Origin of the sequence: Mycoplana rhizolycopersici (assembly GCF_013378445.1) — a bacterium.
In the GTDB taxonomy this organism is placed as follows: Bacteria; Pseudomonadota; Alphaproteobacteria; order Rhizobiales; family Rhizobiaceae; genus Mycoplana; species Mycoplana rhizolycopersici.
Map to the genome: position 1 here is coordinate 369,054 of NZ_JABXYK010000002.1, position 19,246 is coordinate 388,299.

At 60.3% G+C, this 19,246-nt stretch carries 24 protein-coding genes, 1 tRNA gene and 2 pseudogenes; 15 read left to right on the forward strand and 12 right to left on the reverse strand.

Going from position 1 to position 19,246, the window contains the following annotated elements; genetic code table 11:
* Nucleotides 1-23: 23 nt before the first annotated feature.
* Nucleotides 24-770: a hypothetical protein gene (locus tag HV823_RS04280; RefSeq protein ID WP_176948489.1), complete on the reverse strand. Its 747-nt coding sequence runs from the start codon at nt 768-770 to the stop codon at nt 24-26.
* Nucleotides 771-1,072: 302 nt separating this feature from the next.
* Between HV823_RS04280 and HV823_RS04285 the strand changes: the two genes are divergently transcribed.
* Nucleotides 1,073-2,272, forward strand: coding sequence for a calcium-binding protein (locus tag HV823_RS04285; RefSeq protein WP_176948490.1), 1,200 nt, complete (start codon nt 1,073-1,075; stop codon nt 2,270-2,272).
* 221 nt (nt 2,273-2,493) lie between these two features.
* Here HV823_RS04285 and HV823_RS04290 read toward each other — a convergent pair whose 3' ends face one another.
* The 3 genes from HV823_RS04290 to HV823_RS04300 all read right to left on the reverse strand — a co-directional run bounded on the left by HV823_RS04290 (nt 2,494) and on the right by HV823_RS04300 (nt 6,604).
* A complete protein-coding gene (locus tag HV823_RS04290; protein ID WP_176948491.1) occupies nt 2,494-3,285 on the reverse strand; it encodes a hypothetical protein in 792 nt (263 codons plus the stop codon).
* Between the two features lie 288 nt (nt 3,286-3,573).
* Complete coding sequence (locus HV823_RS04295) at nt 3,574-5,388, reverse strand: phage/plasmid primase, P4 family (RefSeq protein ID WP_176948492.1); 1,815 nt, start codon at nt 5,386-5,388, stop codon at nt 3,574-3,576.
* Nucleotide 5,389: 1 nt separating this feature from the next.
* Nucleotides 5,390-6,604 (reverse strand): DUF7146 domain-containing protein, encoded by a 1,215-nt coding sequence (locus HV823_RS04300; protein ID WP_210270691.1) that lies wholly within the window; start codon nt 6,602-6,604, stop codon nt 5,390-5,392.
* 101 nt (nt 6,605-6,705) lie between these two features.
* Between HV823_RS04300 and HV823_RS04305 the strand changes: the two genes are divergently transcribed.
* Complete coding sequence (locus tag HV823_RS04305; protein ID WP_176948493.1) at nt 6,706-7,974, forward strand: hypothetical protein; 1,269 nt, start codon at nt 6,706-6,708, stop codon at nt 7,972-7,974.
* Nucleotides 7,975-7,982: 8 nt separating this feature from the next.
* Here the strand turns inward: HV823_RS04305 and HV823_RS04310 are convergent, their stop codons facing one another.
* Genes HV823_RS04310 through HV823_RS04340 form a run of 7 tightly spaced genes read right to left on the reverse strand, consistent with a single transcriptional unit; the run spans nt 7,983 to nt 11,514 of the window.
* Nucleotides 7,983-8,309, reverse strand: coding sequence for a hypothetical protein (locus tag HV823_RS04310; protein WP_176948494.1), 327 nt, complete (start codon nt 8,307-8,309; stop codon nt 7,983-7,985).
* A complete protein-coding gene (locus tag HV823_RS04315; protein WP_176948495.1) occupies nt 8,306-8,794 on the reverse strand; it encodes a hypothetical protein in 489 nt (162 codons plus the stop codon). The genes HV823_RS04310 and HV823_RS04315 overlap by 4 nt, the downstream gene beginning before the upstream one ends.
* Nucleotides 8,795-8,798: 4 nt before the next feature.
* A complete protein-coding gene (locus tag HV823_RS04320) occupies nt 8,799-9,206 on the reverse strand; it encodes a hypothetical protein (protein WP_176948496.1) in 408 nt (135 codons plus the stop codon).
* Nucleotides 9,199-10,332, reverse strand: coding sequence for a DNA-methyltransferase (locus tag HV823_RS04325; protein ID WP_176948497.1), 1,134 nt, complete (start codon nt 10,330-10,332; stop codon nt 9,199-9,201). Before HV823_RS04325 ends, HV823_RS04320 begins: the two co-directional genes overlap by 8 nt.
* Nucleotides 10,329-10,775, reverse strand: a complete 447-nt coding sequence (locus HV823_RS04330) for a hypothetical protein (RefSeq protein WP_176948498.1) — start codon at nt 10,773-10,775, stop codon at nt 10,329-10,331. The genes HV823_RS04325 and HV823_RS04330 overlap by 4 nt, the downstream gene beginning before the upstream one ends.
* Nucleotides 10,772-11,044, reverse strand: coding sequence for a hypothetical protein (locus HV823_RS04335; protein ID WP_176948189.1), 273 nt, complete (start codon nt 11,042-11,044; stop codon nt 10,772-10,774). Before HV823_RS04335 ends, HV823_RS04330 begins: the two co-directional genes overlap by 4 nt.
* The gene (locus HV823_RS04340) at nt 11,041-11,514 is read right to left on the reverse strand and encodes a phage regulatory CII family protein (protein WP_246300887.1); all 474 of its coding nucleotides are present in this window, start codon (nt 11,512-11,514) and stop codon (nt 11,041-11,043) included. The genes HV823_RS04335 and HV823_RS04340 overlap by 4 nt, the downstream gene beginning before the upstream one ends.
* A gap of 199 nt (nt 11,515-11,713) precedes the next feature.
* On the opposite strand from HV823_RS04340, the gene HV823_RS04345 reads away from it, so the two are divergent.
* The 10 genes and pseudogenes from HV823_RS04345 to dnaN all read left to right on the forward strand — a co-directional run bounded on the left by HV823_RS04345 (nt 11,714) and on the right by dnaN (nt 17,070).
* A complete protein-coding gene (locus tag HV823_RS04345; RefSeq protein ID WP_176948499.1) occupies nt 11,714-11,980 on the forward strand; it encodes a hypothetical protein in 267 nt (88 codons plus the stop codon).
* A gap of 471 nt (nt 11,981-12,451) precedes the next feature.
* The gene (locus HV823_RS04350) at nt 12,452-13,090 is read left to right on the forward strand and encodes an XRE family transcriptional regulator (protein WP_176948500.1); all 639 of its coding nucleotides are present in this window, start codon (nt 12,452-12,454) and stop codon (nt 13,088-13,090) included.
* Nucleotides 13,091-13,197: 107 nt separating this feature from the next.
* Complete coding sequence (locus HV823_RS04355; protein WP_176948501.1) at nt 13,198-13,431, forward strand: hypothetical protein; 234 nt, start codon at nt 13,198-13,200, stop codon at nt 13,429-13,431.
* Between the two features lies 1 nt (nt 13,432).
* A complete protein-coding gene (locus tag HV823_RS04360; protein ID WP_176948502.1) occupies nt 13,433-13,615 on the forward strand; it encodes a hypothetical protein in 183 nt (60 codons plus the stop codon).
* Nucleotides 13,616-13,626: 11 nt separating this feature from the next.
* Nucleotides 13,627-14,292, forward strand: coding sequence for a hypothetical protein (locus HV823_RS04365; RefSeq protein ID WP_246300889.1), 666 nt, complete (start codon nt 13,627-13,629; stop codon nt 14,290-14,292).
* The gene (locus HV823_RS04370; RefSeq protein ID WP_176948504.1) at nt 14,289-14,630 is read left to right on the forward strand and encodes a hypothetical protein; all 342 of its coding nucleotides are present in this window, start codon (nt 14,289-14,291) and stop codon (nt 14,628-14,630) included. The genes HV823_RS04365 and HV823_RS04370 overlap by 4 nt, the downstream gene beginning before the upstream one ends.
* Complete coding sequence (locus HV823_RS04375; protein WP_176948505.1) at nt 14,630-15,124, forward strand: single-stranded DNA-binding protein; 495 nt, start codon at nt 14,630-14,632, stop codon at nt 15,122-15,124. The genes HV823_RS04370 and HV823_RS04375 overlap by 1 nt, the downstream gene beginning before the upstream one ends.
* A gap of 146 nt (nt 15,125-15,270) precedes the next feature.
* Nucleotides 15,271-15,563: pseudogene (locus HV823_RS26600) on the forward strand (DUF2312 domain-containing protein).
* Between the two features lie 3 nt (nt 15,564-15,566).
* A complete protein-coding gene (locus HV823_RS04385; RefSeq protein WP_176948506.1) occupies nt 15,567-15,941 on the forward strand; it encodes a hypothetical protein in 375 nt (124 codons plus the stop codon).
* Nucleotides 15,928-17,070, forward strand: a complete 1,143-nt coding sequence (dnaN, locus tag HV823_RS04390; protein ID WP_176948507.1) for a DNA polymerase III subunit beta — start codon at nt 15,928-15,930, stop codon at nt 17,068-17,070. Before HV823_RS04385 ends, dnaN begins: the two co-directional genes overlap by 14 nt.
* 84 nt (nt 17,071-17,154) lie before the next feature.
* On the opposite strand, the gene HV823_RS04395 is transcribed toward dnaN, so the two are convergent.
* Nucleotides 17,155-17,245: transfer RNA gene (locus HV823_RS04395), tRNA-Phe, on the reverse strand.
* Between the two features lie 81 nt (nt 17,246-17,326).
* Here HV823_RS04395 and HV823_RS04400 point away from each other — a divergent pair.
* The 3 genes and pseudogenes from HV823_RS04400 (at nt 17,327) to HV823_RS26610 (ending at nt 19,004) form a co-directional block, all read left to right on the forward strand.
* Complete coding sequence (locus tag HV823_RS04400) at nt 17,327-17,674, forward strand: HNH endonuclease signature motif containing protein (RefSeq protein WP_176948508.1); 348 nt, start codon at nt 17,327-17,329, stop codon at nt 17,672-17,674.
* 8 nt (nt 17,675-17,682) lie between these two features.
* A pseudogene (locus HV823_RS26605) lies at nt 17,683-17,790 on the forward strand (MerR family transcriptional regulator); the annotation flags it as partial.
* 68 nt (nt 17,791-17,858) lie between these two features.
* A complete protein-coding gene (locus HV823_RS26610; RefSeq protein WP_246300891.1) occupies nt 17,859-19,004 on the forward strand; it encodes a site-specific integrase in 1,146 nt (381 codons plus the stop codon).
* Nucleotides 19,005-19,246 lie beyond the last annotated feature (242 nt).

The window sequence follows — 19,246 nt, forward strand, 5'->3', positions numbered from 1 at the left end:
GACCCGCGAATTGGGTTGAACGGTCACCGGGCCGTCCGCATGGCACGGGCGAAGGCGACCGTGAAGTTATCGTCGATGGTCGCGGCGACATGCCGCTCGACGACGGCTTCGAGCTGAAGCCTGACCCGATAGCCCTCAGACCTGATGAAGAGCATCACCGGGAAGACGCTGTCGTCCTTCGGGCTGCGCTGCCAGACACCCGGAAACATGTGTCCCCCACGCTTCGGGACGAAGTACCGCGCGCTGCGATAGTTCTTGTTCCGCTTCAGGCTGGCGTCGCTGCGAACACGGGTAGCCCCAGCGCCACGATAGTCAATCTTCAGGTCGGCCATCACGCGGTTCAGGAAGCCCTGGGTGGTGTTGCCATACCGATCGAGCGGAGTGCGCTCCGCAGGGACGGCTACCTCACCACGCATCATCAGGCCCCGCTCGATCAGCTGCCGCTCGAAGGCTTTATGCGTCCGTCGACCGCCTTGGATCTGCGGGCCGAGGAAGGCCGTTGCGGGCAATGCCCCCTTGGTTCGATCACCGGTGACAACGACAGCCGCCCGCATGTTCTGCCGGGTGGCACGGTCGTAGACAACACCGCGCTTGGCATATGGGGTAGGGCGGTCGAACACCCGATCCATTTCCTTCTGCACCGCGAGGCGTCCGCCCTTGGCCGTCTCGTTCAAGGCGAGCATTGCCGCGTACGGCATTTGCTTGCGGGCGACATCGGACATGGAACGTTCGAACTTTCGAAGATCGAACCTAACCTCGGTGTCGAGCATGGCCGTCCTCAAAGCAATGCCGCCGTTACAGCGACGGGATTCATGATCGCCCCCATCGGCTGGCAAAGCAAAACCCGCCGAGCGTTTCCGCCAGCGGGTTTCTGAACCTGATCTAACGTGCTGACTATCTGTCAACTTCCAAACGCGGGCAACACCTTTTTGAAGTTGTCGAATTAGCTATATGTCTCAGTGCCTTAGATGCATTTGCATCTGGCTTGTGGAGCTTGCTTTCAAAAATACTCGCTGATAGGTTGAACCATGAATTGTCTGGGGTGTGGAACTAGGCATCAGGGGAATGATTGATGGTAAACATATACGTGAACAAAGGCTTTCCATTCGGTCTGCATAGATTTCAAATGTTTGGCGGATTATTTAGTCCTTACGTTGATCATGCTCTCGGGAAAAACAGCTTTCGTTCGCATGACTATTGGGGTGAATACAAGACTTTCGATATAAAGGGGACTGGATTTAGATACACCGAAAGTGGAAATAAATTCAAATCCGGAACTATTACAGATATTGTCGTTTTTGATCCAAATGGTAAAGTAAATAGTTCACTTTCTGTTTCACCGTCAGAGAAATTATTTTCTATAAAAGGACTATCTTTAAAATCAAAGGAGTTAGTCAAATTTATCGATAATGAGAATGTATACCAATACGGTAAGTATGACAAGTACTACGTTATCTTTGAGAAGAATGTTTTTAAAGGGAGGGATTTGTTCAGAGGTGGCAATCTTGCAGATGAAGTTAACCTGCAAGATGGGGACGATGTTGCTTACGGGTATGGGGGAGATGATATTTTATCTGCTTCTTCGGGTAGAGATATACTATATGGCGGCGATGGGAACGATCAACTTGATGGTGGGGCAGGGAAAGATTTTGCATACGGTGGCAAGGGTGACGACACCTTGTTGTTGGGGCCTGGGAATGATGTGGGGTATGGAGGCAGTGGCGCCGACGGATTAAACGGTCAACATGGTAATGACAGACTTTATGGCGATCGTGGGAATGATCTTCTGGAGGGGCACAACGGGAACGATACCCTTTATGGTGGCAGCGGAAGCGATACGCTGAGAGGGGATCGAGGCAACGATAAATTGGTCGGTGGTACCGGTGCGGACTCTCTTGTTGGGGGCGAGGGAAGAGATACATTTATCTTCACCTCTGTGAAAGATTCCTTTTACAGTAAAAAGCTCGCCCATAAATTTCTGCTCATTGACAAAAACGGTGACCAGCTCCAGGGCTTTGATTGGATTGAAGACTTCTCTAAAGGTGACAAGATAGACCTGAGAGCAATCGACGCGAATATTCATACGCCCAAGAATAACAAATTCACTTGGATAGGCGAATCGGAGTTCAGTGGTGCGGCTGGAGAGCTTCGCTTCCAAGGTTATCATGGCCCCGGAATATTGTTCGAAGGCGACACGAACGGCGATAAGATTGCAGATATTGCGGTGGCTCTAAGGGGCTACAAACCAGTCGTCGAAGACTTCTTCCTTTGACTAAAGGAGTGCAGTCAAAGGCATCAACGTCCTAATACGGTAAAGAAAGGTAGACGCGTTCAAAGATGAGCGCGACTCGGCGACCTCCATCGCTTGCGCGCGATAGTGGACCTCTAGTTATGCCCTGCGTTAGCTGAAGGCTCGTCTGCGGCCCAGTCTAAAGCGAAATGTGCCTCGTCAATTCGATTAACTAGTTTCGCCCACCATCAGCGATCGGGCTGCTAAGGGTTTGGTGACGGTGGGAACCTTGACTGGTTGCAGCCAATCCACGGCCTGCGAGCGGGAAAGAAGGTGGAAAGTGAATGGCTTTCCAAGTTGTTCTTTAATTCCATGTGCAGGGCTACCAGCGCATCCTGCCAAAGCTGCCAGTCGAGCCGGGAGAGAATGTCACCGCGCAGCGAACGGTCCAGCTTCCACTTCCGATAGGCGCCCTTGACGGGACGATGGCGGCGCTGGTCGAAGCCGTTGTCGGTATAGGTGTAAACGCGCCCGAGCCTGTCCTTTGCCTTCCTGTCAATGAACCACATCGCGCGCCCATTCACATCGAGCATCGGCCGGGCCACTGGCTCAGACGCGTCCCAGGACGGCCCACGGCCCAGCATGGCGGCGCTGATGACTAGGTTAACCACGTGCCTGCCGTTCAGCCTGTCGCTTCGGCTGCGCTGTTCCTCGGCAATCCGATCCACCTCAGCGCGGATCAGCCCATACGGATCCTGCCATTCGGGGAAGGGGTTCCAGCCGTGCGCGATCTCGAAGCCTTCGCGGCTCGCCAGCGCGCGCACCGCGTCACCGACGAGCACCGCATCGGATGCCGGCTCGCCCTCATAGATGTAGCTAGGGATCGTGCCGTAGGCGTTCGGGCTACGGTCGATCATGGTGCCGAGTGCGGCGATCTCGACGATCGCATTCCAGCTCGATCCCGCGACGACAGAGCCGCCCCCACCAGCGCCGATCTTCGGCAGCTCGTGCACGAAAGCCCAGGTCAGAAGCTTTTCGATCGTGATTTTCTTCATCTTTCCCTCTTCTGACCAGTTATGACCAGTTTCTGACCAGTCGAATGAATAGTTTTATCTCTATGTTTCATATGCTTGGACCAGTTTGACCAGTTCAAGCGTCTCTACCTATGTCCATTCCCTCCACACCTCCCCATCCTCATATGTATAGACACGCGCAAACTCGTCAGAACTCGTCAGCCCTATTGATTTCATTGTCTTTTCCATCACCTTGAAGTGGTCAGGCACTCGTCAGCAACACGTCAGAACTGGTCAGATACAGCCCCGTAAGGTGGGGTTCCGGGGAGATCACCGGTCCGGAAATTCGTCGGGAAACGGCGCATCGGGATCAAAGCGGCCCTCAGGCGGATCGGAAGGCGAGGCGCGCGCAGGCACGTTCGAAAGCCTGATGCCGATATAGACGACGCCGGTATCCGTTCGCTCCTTCGAGAACTTCTTGCCCATGATGCGCCCGAAGCTGGTCACGTTCATGGGTTTCCCGCCCTGGTCGATCGTGTCGTCGCAATAGGCCTGGTAGAGCACCTTGCCCTGCAAGGGCGGCGCGTTCGCATCCCTGATGACGCAACGACCAACGAAACCCGCTGTTCGGTCCATGTCGTCGCGATACTCCTGCGTGGCTCGCTCGACGGCCTCGGGGATGATCAGGCCCTCCCGAAGGAAGATGTGAACCCCCTCGATCAGCCAGTTGAGGATACCCGGATATTCGGGCTCGAACGACGAGACGATCTCCTCGAACTCTCGCCTGTCCTCCTTGGCGATCTTGTTCGGCCAATGGATCACGGCCATTCGCCGCCAGATGCCGTCGTCCGTGCCAGTGATCCGCGGATAACCATTGCCGCTCATGATGGCGATGAAGATGGGCAGGAAGTCGGTATAGCCTGAGAAGAGGTCGCGCGCGGTGATCATCTCGCCACCCGTCAGTTCTTTCACGAGGTTCTCGCGCAGATCCTCGCCCTCCGGCAGCTCCTTGACGCGCAGCAGGCGCTTTCCGAGCAATCGGGCAAGGTCGGGGCTCGCGCTGCCCGAGGATCCGCCTTCGCCGATCAGGCTGGTAGCAGGCAACGTCACCGCCGCCTCGCCAAGCAAGCGGCAGAGCGTTTCCATGTAGACGGACTTGCCATTGGCACCGTCACCATAGTGGAAGAACAGATACTGCACCGTGATCCCCAGCAGCCCCAGGCCCGAACTGACTTGCACCAGGCGGCGCACGGCCGGATCGGGCAACTTGCTGTCTATGAAGGCCATCCACTTCGGGCACTTCGCGCCGGGCTTGTAGCGCACCGGAATGATGTGGGTGATCATGTCCTGCCGGCGATGACCGGGGATCACCTCCAGCGTCGAATCGATACACGCTTCGATGAACTCGGGCGCATCTGGCGTCTCCGCCGTGCTCTTGTGGCGCGGGTTGCGCCTGCGCTCGGTCTTGCGGCCAAAGCGCAGGGTCGCATTCTCCACGGCCACCATCATCCGATCGGTATTGAAGTCATTCGGATCGCGCATGATGTGCGGCGCGGCGCATTCCAGCGCTGCGTTCATCTTCGCCACGTTCTTCGAGGTGACAGCATGATCAAGGCGCCGCTTGACGCGTTTGCCATGAGATTCCTTCGCCTTGAGGGCTTCCGTCGCGAGTCGTTTCTCGATCGGGCCGCGCTCTTCCTCCGATTTCTTCAGGGCTTCCTCGCCCCTGTCAATCAGCATCTGCTCGAAGGCGTTGGGCTTGATGAAGTCGATCTCCTGCGCGATCCGGTCGCCCAGCCGCTGCGCCAGCGCCTTCGACTTTGGGCCGCCGTTCGAGGCATCCCAGTGCGTTCCCGTCCAGACCGCAAAAGCAGGCGTCTTGGCCTTTTCCTGTGAAATGACGACCAGATCGGAGCCAAAATGCAGGATCATCCGTTTGCCATTGTCAGTGTCGGAGTGATCAAGCTCGGCGCAGAATTCCAGCGCCGCCTTGTCCGCATCGAGATCCGCCAGGATGTGCGCCGGTGCCTCGTCCGCAGGACCTGCAGGGGTTCCGGGGTTTTCGCCGCGGCGCTGCTCTTCGGCCTCGCGAAGCTTCTCGCGGACGGCCTCGGGAAGTTCAGGTTTTTTCTTTCGCTCTGCCACGTCACCCTGCCATCAGTTTGGAAAAATCGGAGCCTGCGGGCGGCCACCACGTTTCGATCTCGCGCCCGTCGCGCGCGTGCAGCTTCTCGGCGCGCGCCATGGCGGCGGCGGTAAATACGGGCTCGCTGTCCCCATCGGCGAGCAGCACGAGCTGCGCGACGTGATCGGGGAAAGCGAGCACCTCGCCGGGTTGGATGTCCTGCTTCGGCTCCGGCCCCTGCACGCGCGCAGCCCGCGTCCGGCCACGCTTGTCGGTGGTCGTCAGCGTGGGATGCGCAAAGGCACTTGCCGGATCCGCCGGTCCGGCAAGATTGCCGAGGTCGCCGGCCGCGAAATAGAAGGTATCGGCGCGAAAGCCCTCGGCGCCGGCAATGGCGAGGCCGTTCTCGATGCCTTCGCCGCCGACCCATCGCGTCGACGACATCAGGCCGAAGAGCGGGATCAAGGATCCCTTTTTGACGCCCTGCATCTTTTTCGTCGGCAAGGTATCGTCGCCATCGGTGATGAGCGGACGAAACTTCGGGCCGCGCGACAGGTCGATCCACGTCTCATGGCATCCGGTCACGCGGAAGCTGGTGTCGACGAAGGGCGCGATCATCGCCGGCCCGACATGCAGGCAGGGATGATGACCGCGGTCGTCCTTGCGGTTGCTCCAATAGGAGTGCTGCGGATCAGACCGGATGTTCGCCCAGACCGCGTCCGGCATGTCGAAACCGGTGCGCAGGCGGAGGTATTCGCCGGCCGCGTTCCGCTCGCCGGCCGCGACCTTCCGGGCGTTGAAGAAGATGCCGCGCCCCTTGGCGATTGCCTTTTCGCGGAAGTCGTTGCTGGCACGCGCGGCAGCCTCGGCATTGCGCCGCCGGCGATCCTCGATCGCGGCGAGCCGCTCCGCGCGCTGCTCTTCGGTCTCCCGCTCGCCTTCGGCCGGAATATCCCGCTGCAGCGCCTCGCTGCATGCCGTCAGGAAGCCGGTGCGGCTCGACAGGTCATGACCGCGAGCATGCGCAATGAGCCCGATCCCGTCCCGGCCACCGCGCCCGCACTGGCGGCAGTTCCATGCCTGCTTAGAGGATGAGATCGAGAAGCGATCCCGACCGCCGCAGAGCGGGCAGGGGCCGGCGAATTCGGGTCCCTTTAACACGTAGCCAAGGATTGTGGCTGCATCGGCAACCGATACAGTCCGGGCTTCATCTATGAACGCGTTGAGGGCGCTCATAATGTAGACATCCAGTAAAGTGGGAGGTACCAATTTGAAATAGCGTCAAGTGGGAAGCCAACCTTTAAAGCAAAGGTGGACCGTGGGGGGCGAGTGTTCGAATGAAGGCGGAGATAATTTCGGCGATACTTAATATCTTTCACCCACATCACAATGATGTCGTTGAAGGTGGAACAGTCACAATAAAAGAACAAGCTGCCTTGTTGAGAAGAATCGGATCTCTTGCATCTAGTCTGAGCAACGACGTAGAAGTTCGCCGAATGGTCGACACCGTTTTCGCAGAGATATATCCACCGCTGGGCGAGATTTCGCACCGAGGGTATTCGGATAAGCGGTTGCTCCGCTCCGAAAATGTCGACGAGCTTGGTGCCGCGTTGGCCGAATTCGTGGACACAGGGGGTGGTATTGAGCGAGATGAGGTCGCCCTTAGATTGCTTGCGGCTGTTTTGGTCGAATGGGGCAGCGGGTTCAAGGGTGATATTCCGCGCACATCGGAACGGACGAAATTTTTGTTCGATTTGCAGGTGACGCACTACATTGCAGGCAGACAGGCAGCATCTTCGGCGATGATCGAGGTCATCGCTGGAGCTACCGAGGTTCGCGAAATTCAAAGCGAAGCTCGTGCGTCCATCAAGGACTTCGATCGCCGAGCCGAGAAGCTCATTGAAACGTACAGCATTGTGCAGAACAGCCTCGCGCAGGGTTTGGATGCGCAAAAAGAAATTATTGAAGGTATTGAAAAGGCAAAAGTGGACAACGCAAAGATTGCGGCCGATCTCAAGACACTCACTCCATCGGTGGATACTCTTTCCAATGTGGTTGGCGTTACAAATCAGCAAGTCGAGGCGTTTAAATCGGCGGTCCGCGAGAGCATTGGGCAGGCAGCCACCCGTGAGCTTTGGCGTCAGAGGACCAGATTGAGCGCTGCTGGCTTTTGCGCTTCGCTGTTTTTGCTTTTGATGCTCATGATCGGACCGGTCATATACATCGCTATGTATTGGGATGGACTGATAGCGTTCTTTAAACAATTCGATGCGGATGTACTTAATTCCGCCGGGCGGAGCATTGATGACAAAAATGTCATAGTTGCCACTTTGAATCGCATAGCAATCGTTGTATTTCCGTCTCTTCTTTATTTTTGGCTTATCAGAATTATTGTTAGATACAATCTTCACAGCTTGGCAGTGATGGATGATGCCCATCAACGCGGCACAATGATGGACACCTACTTCAGCCTCATTGAGAGGGAGGCGGCGACTAAAGAGGATCGGAGCTTGATTCTCGCGGCGCTCTTCCGTTCGGGGCCTGGACAGACAAGCGATGTTGACCTGCCAAACATAGTTGCACTGCTCGATGCCGTCCGTAGATAGCGGCGACGTCATCGTATTGCCTCCCGCCGCGGCATGTCGCTGAACGCCTGGTAGAGCGGCGCTTCCTGCGCGCGCATGATCCGCAGCTTCCCCTGCATCTGCAGCGCCTTGACCGCGAGCGCGAGCTCATCCGTATTCGGCCCCGGCCGCCAGTCGGCGGCGGGCTTTGCGATGAAGGGTGTCCCGGGCAGCGTGCCACGCAGCGAGTAGGCGCATGTGATGTTACGATGATGCTCCATCTCCGCAGGCACCATGCCGAAGGCGCGCGCCGTCTCGACGCACTCGATCATGGTGGGCGCGATGACGTAGAGTGTGCGCGGATGCCTGCGGCTCATCGCGCACCTCGCGCATTCCGAGATGCCTCGATGCCGTCGGCCGTCACCCGATAGACGGCGGGGGCGTTCGGTGCGCCGCGCTTCAGGCAAACCACGAAGCCGGCTGTCGCCAGGTCGCGCATCGCTCGCGGGGCGCTGCGGGCCGAGATCTCGGCAAAGTGGGCGATGTCGTCGAGGGACAGCGAAGCCTTCACCTCTCCGCCGGCCTCGATAAGAGCGAACAGCACCTTCATCTTGTTGGAACCGACATCGGCGAGGCTGTCGGGTTCGGTCCACATCGCCGGCGCGTTCGCGCTTGCATAGGCGTGCCGCTGCGTCATCAGCCGGCGCGCTGTCTCGTTCGAGATCGCGATCGACGCCGCCACGGCGGGCAGCGGCAAGCCGGTTTCCGTCGCCAGCAACAGCGCTTCCGTCTGCAAATGCGGTTCCAGCTTCGCAAATCGATCCGGGGTCATATGGTCGGAGAACGAGTATTGTCCGAACACCGGGCTATCTCCATTCCTGGGCAAGTTGAGGCGGGGTCGAAGGCGCAATTCCGGCCATCGAAGGCAGAGCGGCGGTCTCGACGGGAGCGGTGGGCGTAGCGGGCGCGGCGCGCTCACCGGCCACGTGTCTGGCGCGCCAGCGCGAGACCTTCTCCATCTCCTCGTCGGTGAGGAACACCAGCCCCCCGCGCATCCGGCGCTCACGCCATGCGATCTCTGCGCCGGAGGTGTCCCGCCGCGTGGTCCAGATGGCAATGTGCACCTTCGCGCCGTGCGGAAGCGCGAGGATCTCGACGGGATCGTCGATCACGCGCGCGAAACTCGGCGCGTTGCTGCGGGCGCAGGCAAAGACCTGGGAGAGCGCGAAATCGATGTCGTCGGTGACGACCGTGAAGAGCACCGGCTTACGCATTGGCTCCTCTCACGTGTCGGAACATGGGAAAGTCGGCGAGCGCGGAAGCCTCATCCACGCGAGGCGCGCGATATTCGCCCCACTCGGTTTCGATGCGCCGCTGGGCAATCTCCGCATATGTCGGATTGAGTTCGATCAAGGCGGCGAGGCGAGAGTGGCGGAGAGCGGCGAGGGCGGTCGTCCCGGCTCCGCCGAAGGGATCGAGCACTACGCCATCACGAGGACAACCGGCGAGGATGCAACGCTCCGCAAGCTCAGGAGGAAACGTTGCAAAATGCGCTTCCGCGAAAGGCTTGGTCGCAATAGGCCAGACCTCGAGCGGAGCAGGTTCGTAGTTTCTGAGATTGCGGCCTTCGCCGCGAGGCGTGCTTTCGATGCCGGTGTGATTGATGTGCCCTGCGTGGCGAGGTGAGGCTACGTCGGCGGCCCGCACCTTCGGTTTTCGAACGGGGAGCGATTTTGAGAGGTTGGCCTCCTTTACCTTGCCGCTCCCGTCATCACCCAGGATGCGTCGCACCGTTCCGTATGTGGAATAGGTCTTCGGCCGCAGGTCGAAACGGACCGCATCTGCGTCGTACCAGTAGCGCCCCGATTTCGTCAGAAGAAAAATCTTCTCGTGAGCCACGCCGGGACGATCCTTGGCGCTGTCCGGCATTGGGCTCTTCTTCGCCCAAATGATCTCGGACCGCACCCACCAGCCTACCTCCTGTAGCGCGATCGCCAGACGGTTCGGCACCATGCACAGGTCTTTTGGTTTCAGAACGCCTTGAATTGTCGAGAAGGGTTTGTCGCGGAAGGTGCGATCGTCCGCACTGGCGGCTTTCGTTGCTGCGGCGGAGCGTCCGTTGGGAGTGGTGGCATAGCAGTCGCCGTAGTTTATCCAGCAAGTTCCCGTCTTCTTGAGAATACGGCGGACCTCCTCGAACACACGGACCATAACGTCGAGGTGCTCCGCCAATGTCGGCTCCAGTCCGATCTGCCCTTCAACCCCATAGTCACGCAGTCCCCAGTAGGGTGGAGAGGTGACGATGCAATCGACGCTTTCATCTGGAATGCCGGTGAGCACGGTCAGGCAGTCGCCGACATGCAGGGTGACGCGGTCCGACAGGAAGCGAATCTTGGTCATGCGCTTGCGCCTCCGGTCAGATGCGGCGGAATGGTCCAGATCGAAGGCGAGTTCTTGCCGTGGCGCCGCACGATCAGGTCGCCGCGCCGCATGAGCGAACGCGTCACGCCGCTGACGTCAGCGATGTGCAGTTGCAGCTCGCGCGCAGCTTCGCGGAAAGAGCAGGTGAAGCCCCCGGCCTCGCCAGCCCGACTCATCGCCCAGGCGAGCACTGTCTTCTGCCGCGGTCCAAGTTCGCCGCGCGGCGCTTTGAGGCCGTAACGTGGCGCGATCTCCTGCGGATCGTCGCCATCCAGCACGGCATCGACGATCCCCGCCTCGAACGTCTTGAAGATCAACGCGATGCAGAGCTGCCGCGGATCGCGGCCGCGGGCCTCGGCTTCCTTGCGGATCATCGAAATCAAGCCTGCACCCTGAAGGCGAAGCGCGAGCATATCTGTCATGCCGTCGATCCCTGCTTCCAGGGCGGAGTCACACCGGCGATGGCGAAGATCTGTTCGGCCTCGTCCATCAGTCTTCGCGCGGTGTTGGCGGCATAGTCGCCCGAGGTCAGTCCGCCCTTGGCGAGGCGGTATCGGCGCTGCGCAGCATCCAGCGCCCGAGCGACCGGCACCTTGCCGGCGTCGTCGCAGATGTAGCAGCTGGAACCGAACTTCACCCGATCGCCCTTGCAGACCATGCAGACGATGCGCGTCACGCGAACCTTCGTCATGCGTCACCGCCGATCCGGCGCTGGACGCAGTGCAACGCCTTCATCACCTGGTCGATCTCGCGCGTAATCACGCGCTTCTCCAGCCCGTCGACGGCGCCGTCTTCCAGCGCTTCGGTGATCGCGCGGACGACATCGGCCGCCTCATTGGCGATCTTGAGCGCGTCGATGAGGCTCACCGGCGCGACGGCATTGACCGTTGCGGCGCCATCGGCGGGCACGAGCTTGTAGCCGAGCATCGCCGCCATGGCCGAAACGATGATCGGAGCATTCGCCTCCAGATCGCATTCGACGGCGATGTCGATCGGCATAAACTTGTCGGACGTCTCTTCGCCTGCGGTCGCATACTTCGAAAGCGCCCCGGCCTTCACGCGCGTCACGTGCTGGAACGCATCACCGCCGCCTGCCTGGTCGATGCCTCGACGGGTTGCGGCCTTGAGCGTGAGGCCCTGTTTGTCCGAAATGGTCCGCAAGCGTCATCCTCCCTGAAAAGCAAGGAAATCGTTCTGTTCAATCTTTCCGTGAAAGCCGCGCAGGCGCGACTTAAGGTTGGTCCATCAGATCAAGGGGGACCACATGACAACAACCACTTCATTCCGCAGCTCCGTCGCCATTGCGCGCAGCGCGCGTATCGCTAACGTATGCCGCGTAGAGATCCGCAGGAGGCGACCCGTGAGTGAAATCGACAGCATCCCCAAGCTCGCCGGCGCCGTTGCCGTGCTGACCGAGGCCGTCGGACGGCTGATCGCCAGACGGCCCGACGGCGAAGACCTGCTTGAAAAGGTGGAGGGCTCGCTCGACAGTCTTCGCGACGCCGTGGCAAAGGCATCCACCAAGACCGACAACAGAGTGCCCTATATCGCGGAGATGATCGACGGCGCCCAAACTACGCTTTTCGAGCTCGGGAACGCTGCGGGCAGCGACGACATCGGAGATTAGGAGGAGCTCCGTGCGACCGCGCCCGATACGCCGGCAAAGAACCGCAGCGGACAGGTTGCCCTCCCTTGCGTAGGCAGCAATCGCCTCGCGCTGTGCGGAGTTGAACCATCCGTGGGTGCCGCGTACCGGCGTAGTCCGCGCCATGTTGTCAATAAAAGTGCCAAGGTCTGTCATTCGGCGGCCTCCGAAGCGGTCGTTCCGAACACGAAGTCGTTCGGCTGAACTGCATGCTTGGTTACCTCGGCGATGCGGCGCATCTGTTCCGGCCTGGGGACGCGTTCACGATACATCCATTTCCGAACTGCAGACGCGGATACATCCTCGACGAGATTCGCCATCTCATCGGGACTGATCCTGTTCCGGCGCATGTATTCCGAGAGTTCCATGCACCGGTATTACCCATTTTGTGCAACATTGACAACCCCAAAATGTGGCGCGACGTCGCCACGGCGATTTGAGAAGTTACACGTCATGGGAAACAATTTGAAAAAGCTCCGCACGCAAGCCAGCATGACGCAAGAGGATGCGGCCGATCAGCTCGGCGTTTCCAAGAGCCAGTATGTGAAGCTCGAGCGCGGTGAGCGCCGAATGACGGCTGACTACATTGGGCGTCTTGCTAAAGTCTTTGGTGTCCGCCCAGCCGACATTCTGGAGGGCGCGATGCCAGATACTGTTCCGCTAATGGGATACATCGGCGCTGGGGCTGAGATCATGCCTGACTTTGAGCAGGTTCCGCCGGAGGGTATCGAGCAGATTCACGTGCCGTTCGCCTTGCCTGATGACATGGTGGCTTTCCGGGTGCGCGGTGATTCAATGCTGCCGGTGTACAAGAGTGGCGCTACGGTCATCGTTTATCGTGAGCAGAAGCGTCCACTGGAGGCTTTTTACGGTGAGGATGCAGCGGTTCGCACATCCGATGGGCGACGTTTCATCAAGACCATCATGAAGGGAATTTCCGGCGTCAACCTTATGTCCTGGAACGCCGCTCCGATTGAAAATGCTCACCTGGAGTGGATTGGCGAGATCTTTGCCGTGCTCCCCGGATCGGGGCTGGGTGACCTCAAAAAGACGGGAGGCATTCAGGGCCGACTGAGGCTTGCGACGAACTAGCAGTCATCTCACCCCAAAGCGTGCAGCGTCAGTGTTGCACAAAATGGGGTTTACAAGATACACATATTGGGTAATATTCCGCTCGTTCTAACGAGGGGAATGTTCCCATGATCCGCTATATCACCCGTCCCGATACCGCCGCCGCGGTCGCCGCGCGGCCGCGCTGCGTCCGCTCGCTCGAAGAGCGGATGGCCGATGAGATGCGCGAACTCGCCTTTGCCGGCGACAACGTCAGCGTCGAAGCGCTCGTCGCGCGCGGCTGGACCCGACCCACGGTCCTGCGCCTTCACGAAAAGGCCGTTGCCATCGCCCGCCGCAAGTCCGTTCGGCAGGTGGCCTGACATGGCGGAGCGCCCAAATCCCCCGCGCATGATCCTTCCCGGCGATGACTGGATCACGGGCCAGGCGCCGGAATTCGCCGAGCCGCCGCGCATCAGCGGCAATCTCGAAACCCTGATCGTTGGCATCTTCATCGGCGCCATCCTGTCGCCGTGCATGATCGCCATCGGCAAGTGGGTGTTTTGATGGGGGCGGCGATGCGTCTGGTCGACGAGCGCGTGACAACTGTCTGGAACGATGGCCGTGATATCGACCTCGGAAGCCCGGATCCCGAAATCGTCTGCTTCGCCGAGATCGGCAACACGCTTTCCAAGATCGCGCGCTTCAACGGCCGCAACCGCGGCGTAGCGCTCTCCGTCGCCCAGCACTGCGTCATGGGTGCGCAGGCGTTGATCAACGAGGGCGCGACCCGGATGGAGGCGTCGCTCTTCCTTCTGCATGACGCGCATGAGTGGGTGCTCGGGGACCTCATCCGCCCGAGTGCCGAACTGTTCGCCGCCGCCTGTTCTGAGCTTTACGGCGAAACGCGCCTGCTCGACGCCATCGCCGCCTGCAAGTCCGCTTGGGACGAGGCGATCTACTTCGCCGCCGGCCTTCCGGGACCGGAGGCATGGACAAAACGCCAGGCCAAACTGGTGAAGGACATGGATGCGCGCATGCAGCGCGCCGAGGCGATCTCCCTTTTCGGCGCCGCCGCCGCGCGCAAGTTCCCCAACTCCGCAACGCCGAAGCTGACGGGGGCGATCAAGCCCTGGGCGGCCGGCAAGGCGGAAGAGCAGTTCATGGCGATGGCAAATCGCCTCATCGGCGAGGAGCGGATCCTCGATCGCGCATCGCTCGCAGCCCTCCGGAGAGCCCTATGAAAACGATAGCATGCACACCGGTCGCCGCGATCGGTGACACGCGCCAGCTGATGATCACTAGCATGGACGGATCGACAAAGGTCGGAACCGCCAAGGACGGCGGCGCTTTGCTGGCGGACTTCACCGCCGGCGCCTTCATCCTCGCCGACAACGACGGCCAGCTGATCGTCGGCCCGATCCAGATCGAGGCTGCACAGGTCTTGGCCCGTCGCGTAGCCGAAGGCGATCCGCGCGCGACGACGGAGCCGCAGGCAAACCTGATCCTCGCCACCGCCGTGCTCGCGCTCGCCCATATGTGGCCGCGCGTGCTGGCAGCTGCCGCGAAGGGAGCTGTCTGATGTCGGGATCCCTCAACCGCGCCACATTGATCGGCCACCTCGGCGCCGATCCCGAAATCCGCCGCACCCAGGACGGTCGCCCGATCGCCAGCATGCGCCTCGCGACCTCCGAGACATGGCGCGACAAGAACTCCGGCGAGCGCCGCGAAAAGACCGAATGGCACAGCATCGTCATCTTCAACGAGGCGCTGTGCAAGGTCGCCGAGCAGTATCTGAAAAAAGGCGCCAAGGTCTTCATCGAGGGCCAGCTCGCCACCCGCAAGTGGCAGGACCAGCAGGGCCAGGACCGCTACTCGACCGAGATCGTCCTGCAGGGCTTCAACGGCCAGCTCGTCATGCTCGATCGCGCCAACGGCTCCGGCTACCAGGCCGGCGGCAACGGCGCCAGCGACTACGGCTACGACACCGACCGCGCCGCTGGCAGCACTTCCAGATCCTCCGCATCGTCCTCGCAGAGCCTCTCGCGCGACATGAACGATGACATTCCGTTCTGACGGGAAAGGGCAATCCAATGGAAACGCAGACTTTCGATCCCACGGCGTCCCGATCGCCGGTCCCGCAGGAAGCGGTAAAGGCCGCGGCCAAGTGCATTTCGAGGCAGGCAAAGCGGGGCAAAGCCAAGGAAGAGCCCGAGGCCCAGATCGAGGCCTTCACCGAGAAGCAGACCGGATCCGCGGACGCTCATGGCGTTGCCCGTGATCAGCTCCGCGCCTTCGTTGAGCGCATCGAGCGCCTCAAGAAGAGAAGGCCACGATCAGCGACGACATTAAGGACGTCTATGGCGAGGCCAAGGGCGTGGGCTTTTCGGTCCCGACGCTCCGCAAGGTCATTGCGATCCGCAAGCAGGACAAGGACGAGCGGATGGAACAGGAAGCCATCCTCGATACCTACCTGCAGGCGCTCGGCATGATCGACCTGCCGCCGGAGGATTGAGCGATGCCGGTCGTCACCGTCACCACGGAAGTTTCCTTCGACGTCGCGGCACTCGACGACGACGTCATCAAGGCCGAATTCAACCGTCGCTCCGGCGTCAAGCAGTGGGCGCACGATCACTGGAAAAGCAAGCTTCCGCCGGAGAAGGCGCTCTCGGATTTCACCAACGACGAGATCCTCGACGAGATGGAGGAGCGCGAAATCGAGCATCCACAACTGGTGACGATCGAACGCGTTTACCGCCTCATGGCCGAACACGAAATCGACGCCGCCATGGACGAGCTGTCGCGCGAGTTCGGCCTTTCCTTCCCATCACACGAGCGACGCATTGCGGATCTGCTCAGCAGCAGAGGGACCGACCCCCATGTTCAAAACTGAAAAGCCCGCCTTCGTGGCGGCTCTGTCCAGCATCATCGGCGTCGTGAACCGCACCGCCAAGATCCCGATCCAGCAGCACGCGCTGTTCGAGCGCGACGGCGACACGATCATCGTGCGCGGCACGAGCATGGATATCGAGATGGCGGCCCGGTTCAACGCCGGCTTTGCCGATGACTTCGAGGACTTCACAGCACCTGCGCACCTGATGGCCGACGCCGTGAAGAGCATGCCCGACGGGCAGGAAATCCGCATCGAGCGCATCGACCATGCCGGCAAGATGACCGGCATTTACATCAAGTCCGGCCGGTCGCGGCTAAAGCTGCCGGTCATGCCCGCGTCTGATTTTCCCAAGCTCGACGCGGGCACCCTTCCGCACCAACTGAGCATGGCCTCTTCGCTGCTGGCCAAGGCCATGAAGGCGACGGTGCACGCAGTCACCAAGGACCAGACGCGCTACTATCTCGCTGGCGTCTACCTTCATCCGAAGGAAGACGGCCTTCGCCTGGTGGCAACGGACGGTCTGCGGCTGGCCGTTCGCCTGATCAAGGCGATCGACCTCGACCAGGGCGAGGATCTGGCAAGCCTTCCGCCGATCATCGTGCCCACCAAGGCCGTCGACACGATCCTCAAGTTCATCGCCGAGGACGAGGATGTCACACTCGACTATTCGGCACTTAAACTCCGCGTCACCTGCGGATCCCGCGTGATGACGGCAAAGCTCGTCGAGGCCACCTTCCCCGACTACTGGGCCATCAAGCCTGCGGCCGGCGCGATCTGCGCCAGCTTCAGCGCCGCCAGCCTTTCGGGCGCCATTGCCCGCGTGTTGGTGGCAACGCCCGATGCTGGCCTCGGCGTCGCCTTCCGCTTCTCCGGCGGCGCGCTGGCCCTGCAGGCGCGCGACAACGCCGTCGGCGAAGGGGAAGACGAGATCGACTGCGCCGCCGATGGCGAGGTCGAGACCGGCTACAACGGCGCCCATATGCGCGAGGCGCTCGACCACACCGAAGGCGACGCCGTCGAGCTGCTGACCAGTGTCGGCGCCAGCCCCTCGCTGCTCCGCGCCGCCGGCGACGAGCACAACTACACCATCCTTATGCCGATGAAGCCAAAGGGAGCACGCGCGTCATGACCTGTGTCAGTCGCGTGTGCGGAAGAATGAGCTTTGGGGGTCTAAAAATGAGGAGAGCCGCTCAACCATTTCTGGGAGCGGCTCTCAATCCGGATGGGATTCGAACCCACGAGACCCCTTTCGAGGCCTACTTCATTTTCAGTGAAGCGCAATCAACCGCTCTGCCACCGGTCCACATACGTGGAGGAACCCATAACGTGGTGCAGGGAAACGCTCATGTCAATATTATCGATGCCTTTGATTGCGGAGGCGTCTCATGAGCAGCCGCCGCGACCGCATACGCGCAAAGATCATGGCGCGGGTCGAGATCGACGAGGAGACCGGCTGCTGGCTTTGGACCGGCCCGACTTCGGGCGAGAACGGTCGCGGCGCTGGCTACCCGCGCATGAGCCTCGACGGCCAGACGGTCGCCGTCCACATCGCCATGTGGACGAACGAGCACGGCTACATTCCGGGTAAGAAAGAGCTGGATCACGTCTGCCGCAACCGGCGCTGCATCCGGCCAGACAACGACAAGCATATCCAGATGGTCACGCGCAAACGAAACGCGCTCCGCCGCGAAGAGGCAAAGCGCGCCCTGGCCTGCGAGGAGGTGAGGGGATGACGACGCCAATGCTCCTCACGCCGCAGGTGGCTGCTGAGCGCCTTGGCATATCCACACGCCAGCTCCGCGACTTGACCGACGAGGGTCAACTGCGGTGGATTAACATCGGACTCGGCCGCAAGCGCCCCACGCGGCGCTACACGGAAGCCGACCTCGAAGCCTTCATAGAGGAGCGGGCTGCAAAATGTCGGTCTACAAGAGAGCAGGACAAGAGACTTATTCCTACGACTTCCAGCTACGCGGTCGTCGATTTTCGGGCGATACTCGCGCAAAAAACCGCCGCGAGGCGGAGCGGTTCGAAGCCCAGCGGAAAGAAGAAGCCAAGCTAAAGCTCGCTGAGGAGGCTGCTTTCTTCGCCTCCGAGATGACATTCGAGATCGCAGCCTCGCGCTGGTGGCTCGAGGTGGGGCAGCACAACGCCAATACCGAAACGACCCTCCGAAACCTCGAGTGGCTGAAAGCTGCGATCGGTACAAAGACGCCGCTGACCGACGTCACTGACAGCATCGTTGCGAGCCTGGTCGCCAAACGCCGCGGGGAACGCCTCAAGGGTAGGGCGGATGCGCCGTTCGTCTCGCCAGCCACCGTGAACAGGACTTGCACGCAGCCCCTGCGCGAGATCATCGTGCGGGCTGCCAAGGTCTGGAAAGTTGCGGTCGCCGAAATCGATTTTGGTCGTCATATGCTGAAAGAGCCGCGAGAGCGCGTGCGCGAGGCCAGCGTCGACGAGGAGGATGCCATCATGGGTATCCTTTCGCGAGGCTACGACGACGCTGTTCGCTTCGCGTTTCTCACCGGATGCCGTCGGATGGAGATCCTGGGCCTGGAATGGCCGCACGTTGACTTCTTCTCTCGTCGTTTCACCGTGACTGGCAAGGGCAACAAGATCCGTACACTCCCGATGTCCGATGCGATCTATGATCTGCTATGGGATCAGAAAAACCATCACCCGACGAAGGTCTTTACCTATGAGGCGGAAAAGACCCGCAAGGACATCAAAATCATCCGAGGTGAGCGCTATCCACTCACGGAAGCTGGGCTGAAGTCTGCAATGCGACGCGCCGTACCGAAGGCCGGCGTCGTCAATTTCCGTTTCCACGACACGAGGCACACGGCGGCGACACGCGCGCTCCGCGCGTCGAACTTGCGAGTCGTGCAGAATTTGCTGGGCCATACCGACATCAAGACCACGACGAAATACGCCCATGCCGTTGACGATGATCTGCGCGCAGCGCTCAACGCGATCTCGACGCCAAGTACCACGAAAAGTCCCACGGACAGTGACGAGACCGTAGATAAGGAATTGAAATCAGGGAATAATTCGGACTGAGAGGCAGTTTCCCCCAGTCAAGTGCGCTACCGGGCTGCGCTACGCTCCGAACCGAGGAAAGCCCTATAATCTCGGGCATTTGGATGCAAGGGCAAAAATGCTTGCTCAAACGAAAAAAGAACAAACGGCAAAAAAAAGCGGGTTGGGAGAGGCAGAAAGTCCCGTGAGAAGTCCTGCAAATGCTTCGCCAGCAGCTTCGTCGCGTGCTTCAACAGGCCGTCGACCTAAAGAGTGTCGCAAAA